This window comes from Actinosynnema sp. (assembly GCF_052038725.1).
In genome coordinates this window covers 1-3,508 of sequence record NZ_JBQGCX010000351.1, presented here as the reverse complement: position 1 = coordinate 3,508, position 3,508 = coordinate 1, and the positions used below count along the sequence as shown (strand labels likewise).

General features: G+C 74.6%; 3 protein-coding genes and 1 pseudogene. 3 read left to right on the top strand and 1 reads right to left on the bottom strand.

Annotated features, from left to right (window positions below):
• Positions 1 to 720, top strand: a 720-nt coding sequence (locus ACTUAL_RS07055) for a sulfite exporter TauE/SafE family protein (protein WP_440899679.1), incomplete at its 5' end; no start/stop codon positions are given.
• Between the two features lie 51 nt (positions 721 to 771).
• Here the strand turns inward: ACTUAL_RS07055 and hisC are convergent.
• On the bottom strand, positions 772 to 1,839 hold the full coding sequence (hisC, locus tag ACTUAL_RS07050) for a histidinol-phosphate transaminase (RefSeq protein WP_440899678.1): 1,068 nt from the start codon (positions 1,837 to 1,839) through the stop codon (positions 772 to 774).
• A gap of 121 nt (positions 1,840 to 1,960) precedes the next feature.
• Here hisC and ACTUAL_RS07045 point away from each other — a divergent pair, with 121 nt between their 5' ends.
• On the top strand, positions 1,961 to 2,644 hold the full coding sequence (locus ACTUAL_RS07045; protein WP_096491041.1) for a dienelactone hydrolase family protein: 684 nt from the start codon (positions 1,961 to 1,963) through the stop codon (positions 2,642 to 2,644).
• 131 nt (positions 2,645 to 2,775) lie between these two features.
• Positions 2,776 to 3,508, top strand: a pseudogene (locus tag ACTUAL_RS07040) (hypothetical protein); the annotation flags it as partial.

Genomic DNA, 3,508 nt, shown 5'->3' with positions numbered 1-3,508 from the left:
CTCGCGGGGATGTTCGCGGGCGCCATCAACACCGTCGTGGGCTCCGGCACGCTCGTCACCTTCCCCGTCCTGCTCGCCATCGGCTACCCGCCCGTGGTCGCCAACGTCTCCAACAGCCTCGGCCTCGTCCCCGGCTCGCTCAGCGGCGCCTACGGGTACCGCGAGGAGCTCAAGGGCCAGGGGGAGCGGGTCAAGCGGCTGCTGCCCGCCTCGGTCCTCGGCGGGATCGTCGGGGCCGTCCTGCTGGTCGTGCTGCCCGAGTCGGCGTTCTCCGCGATCGTGCCCGTGCTCATCGCCGTCGCCCTCGTGCTCGTCGTCGCCCAGCCGTGGATCAACCGCAAGCTCGCCGAGCGCCGGCGGCCCGCGCACGGCGGCGCCGCCCTCTGGACCGGGATCTTCCTCGCGGGCATCTACGGCGGCTACTTCGGCGCCGCCCAGGGCGTGCTCGTCATGGGGCTCATGGGCGTGCTCGTGGACGACCAGCTCCAGCGCATGAACGCCCTCAAGAACGTGCTCACCGCCTTCGTGAACCTCGTCGCAGGCGTCCTGTTCATCTTCATCGCCGACGTCGAGTGGCTGGTCGTCCTGCTCCTCGCCCTGGGCGCCGTCGTCGGCGGCCAGATCGGCGCGAAGGTCGGCCGCAGGCTCCCGCCGCCCGTGCTGCGCGGCGTCATCGTCCTCGTCGGGCTCGCCGCCATCGCCCAGCTCCTGCTCGCCTGACCGGCGCCGGGGCGGCCCCGCCGCAAGAGGGGGACCGCCCGCGCCGCGGCCTCAGCGCTCGAACGACCGCGCCGCCGCCAGGAACGCCTCGTTCTCCTCCGGCGACCCGATCGTCACCCGCGCCCCGTCGCCCGCGAACGCCCGCACCACGACCTTCCGGTCCAGGCAGTGCTCGTTGAACGCCGCCGTCCGCTCGCCCAGCGGCAGCCACACGAAGTTCGCCTGCGTCTCCGGCACCTCGTACCCGGCCGCCAGCAGCTCCGCCCGCACCCGCCCCCGCTCCACGACCAGCCCCCGGCACCGCTCCAGCAGCTCGGGCTCGGCGTCCAGCGACGCGATCGCCGCCACCTGCGCCAGCGCGTTCACCCCGAACGGCACGTACACCTTCCGCAGCGCGTCGGCGACCTCCGGCGACCCGACCGCGTACCCGACCCGCAGCCCCGCCAGCCCGTACGCCTTGGAGAACGTCCGCAGCACCGCCACGTTGTCCCGCCCCCGCGACCAGTGCGCCTTGGCCAGCTCGACCCCGTCCGGCACGTGCGGGTCGTCCACGAACTCCTTGTACGCCTCGTCCAGCACCACCAGCACGTCCTCCGGCACCCGCTCGACGAACCGCTCCACCTCCTCGGTGCGCACGGCCGTCCCGGTCGGGTTGTTCGGGTTGCACACGAACACCAGCCGCGTGCTCGGCGTGATCGCCTCCGCCATCGCGTCCAGGTCCAGCCCGTGCCCCGAGGTCAGCGGCACCCGCCGCTGGGTGGCGCCCACGACCTGCGTGATGATCGGGTACGCCTCGAACGACCGCCACGGGAACAGCACCTCGTCCCCCTCGCCGCAGGTCGCCTGCACGAGCTGCTGGCACAGCGTGACCGAGCCGCACCCCACCGCGATCTGCTCCTCGGGCACCCCGAGCTTCCCGCTCAGCCGCTCCACGAGCGCCCCCGACCCGCTGTCCGGGTAGCGGTTGACCGACGTGGCCGCGTCCGCGATCGCCCGCACCACGCTGGGCAGCGGTCCTGCGGACACCTCGTTGCTCGCCAGCTTGATCGCCCCCGGCACGCTCCGGCCCGGCACGTACGGGGGCAGCAGCGAGAGGTCCGGGCGGGTGCGCACGCTCATCCAAGGTCTCCTTGTTCCGGGTCCGACCTGCACGTTATCCCCTGCAAACCGAGATGTTGCACACGCGGAGTACGGATCCTCACGTTGACCGCTGTTCACCCCGGCGTGGAAGGGTTGGGACATGAAGCAGACCCGCATCGAGACCCTCCAGCTCACCGACGGCCGCGAGCTGCGGATGACCGTCGCCGAGCCGGAGTCCGCCGTGCGCGGCGGACTGGTCGTGCTGCACGAGGCGCGCGGTGTCACCGACGCCGTGCGCGGTCTGGTGAGCGGCCTCGCGGCCGAGGGGTGGCTGGCCGTCGCGCCCCACCTGTACGCGGACGACGAGCTCGACGACGACCAGGCGGGCACGGCCGTCAGCGGGCTCGACGGCGAGTCCGTCCTGGCGGACACCGACGTGGCCTTCGTCTGGCTCGGCCAGCGCGGTGTGAGCGCCGACCTGATGGGCGTCATGGGCTTCGACCTCGGCGGGTCGGTCGCGATGGCGGTCGCGGCGAGCCGCAGCGTCGGCGCGGCGGTGACCGTCGGCGGCGGTGGCGTCCTCGAACCGCTCGCCGCCGGGCTGCCCCCGCTGGTCGACCTCGCGCAGGAGCTGGCCTGCCCGTGGCTCGGGCTCTACGGCGCGTCGGACGACGGGGTGCCCGCCGCCGAGGTCGCCAAGCTCCGCGACGCCGCCGCCGGAGCCCCCGTGGCCACCGACGTCGTCCGCTACGACGACTCCGAGCACCGCTTCGACACCTCGCCGTCCAACGCCTCGGACGCGTGGCAGCGCGCCCTGAACTGGTTCGATTCGCATCTCCGGTAGTCATTTCGCTACCCCTTGGAACCAACTTGGGTAGCGGGTACATCTAAGGGGGCGCGTCCAGGGCGTGTGGCCGCGCGCGCCGGTAACGCGCGGCGAGGTTGCGGCGAGAACGCAGTGCTAGGGGGTAGTGGATGACTGACGGGAACACGGTGCGGCTGACGCAGGCCGCGCCCGCGGGCTTCCTCGGGGCGCAGGCGCCCGCGACCGGCCCGACGCCACCCGCCGACACGGCGTCGACCCAGGTCGTGCGGCCCGGTGACGTCGCGGCGGCGCACGCGCTCGGCGGCCCTCCGGGAGCACCCGCGCGCGCCGAGGAGGAGGACGGGACCGAGGCTCCGGGCGCCGCGGCGACCAGGGTGCTGTCCGCGCTGGACGTGGCCGCGCTCGTCGCGCCCGCCACGACGACCCTCATCCAGGGCATCACCCGTACGGGTCACCCTGAAGGGGTGATCCCCGACGGGGCGACGAAGCACCTCGGTCCGGCCGAGCTGGCCGAGGCGGGGCGCGCCGCCACCCAGTCCACCACCCAGACGATCTCGCTCAAGGACCTCGCGCACGCCCTGCCCGCGTCCTCCGTGACCCACAGGATCACCGCGGCCGAGGCCAGGGCCGCGTCGACCGGGCAGGGCCCCGCCGCGACCCAGGTCGTGCCGGGCGCCCAGCCCGGTGGCGCGCGCACCACCCCGCCGGGGAGCACGCCGCCCGGCGGCGCGACCGCGGCGGGCAGCGCCACCCCGATCCCGCCCGCGCCCCAGTCCGCGCAGCTCCAGTCCGCGCAGCCCCAGGCCGCGCAGGCGGCGGGCGCGCAGGGCGGTCAGCTCGTCCACGGCCCGGTCAGCCCGGCCGCGACCCCCGCCGCTCCCG

What these genes read in the sequence shown, in the direction of transcription:
- hisC (WP_440899678.1), bottom strand. Translation starts at nt 1,839, where the DNA reads ATGAGCGTGCGCACCCGCCCGGACCTCTCGCTGCTGCCCCCGTACGTG.
- ACTUAL_RS07045 (WP_096491041.1), top strand. Translation starts at nt 1,961, where the DNA reads ATGAAGCAGACCCGCATCGAGACCCTCCAGCTCACCGACGGCCGCGAG.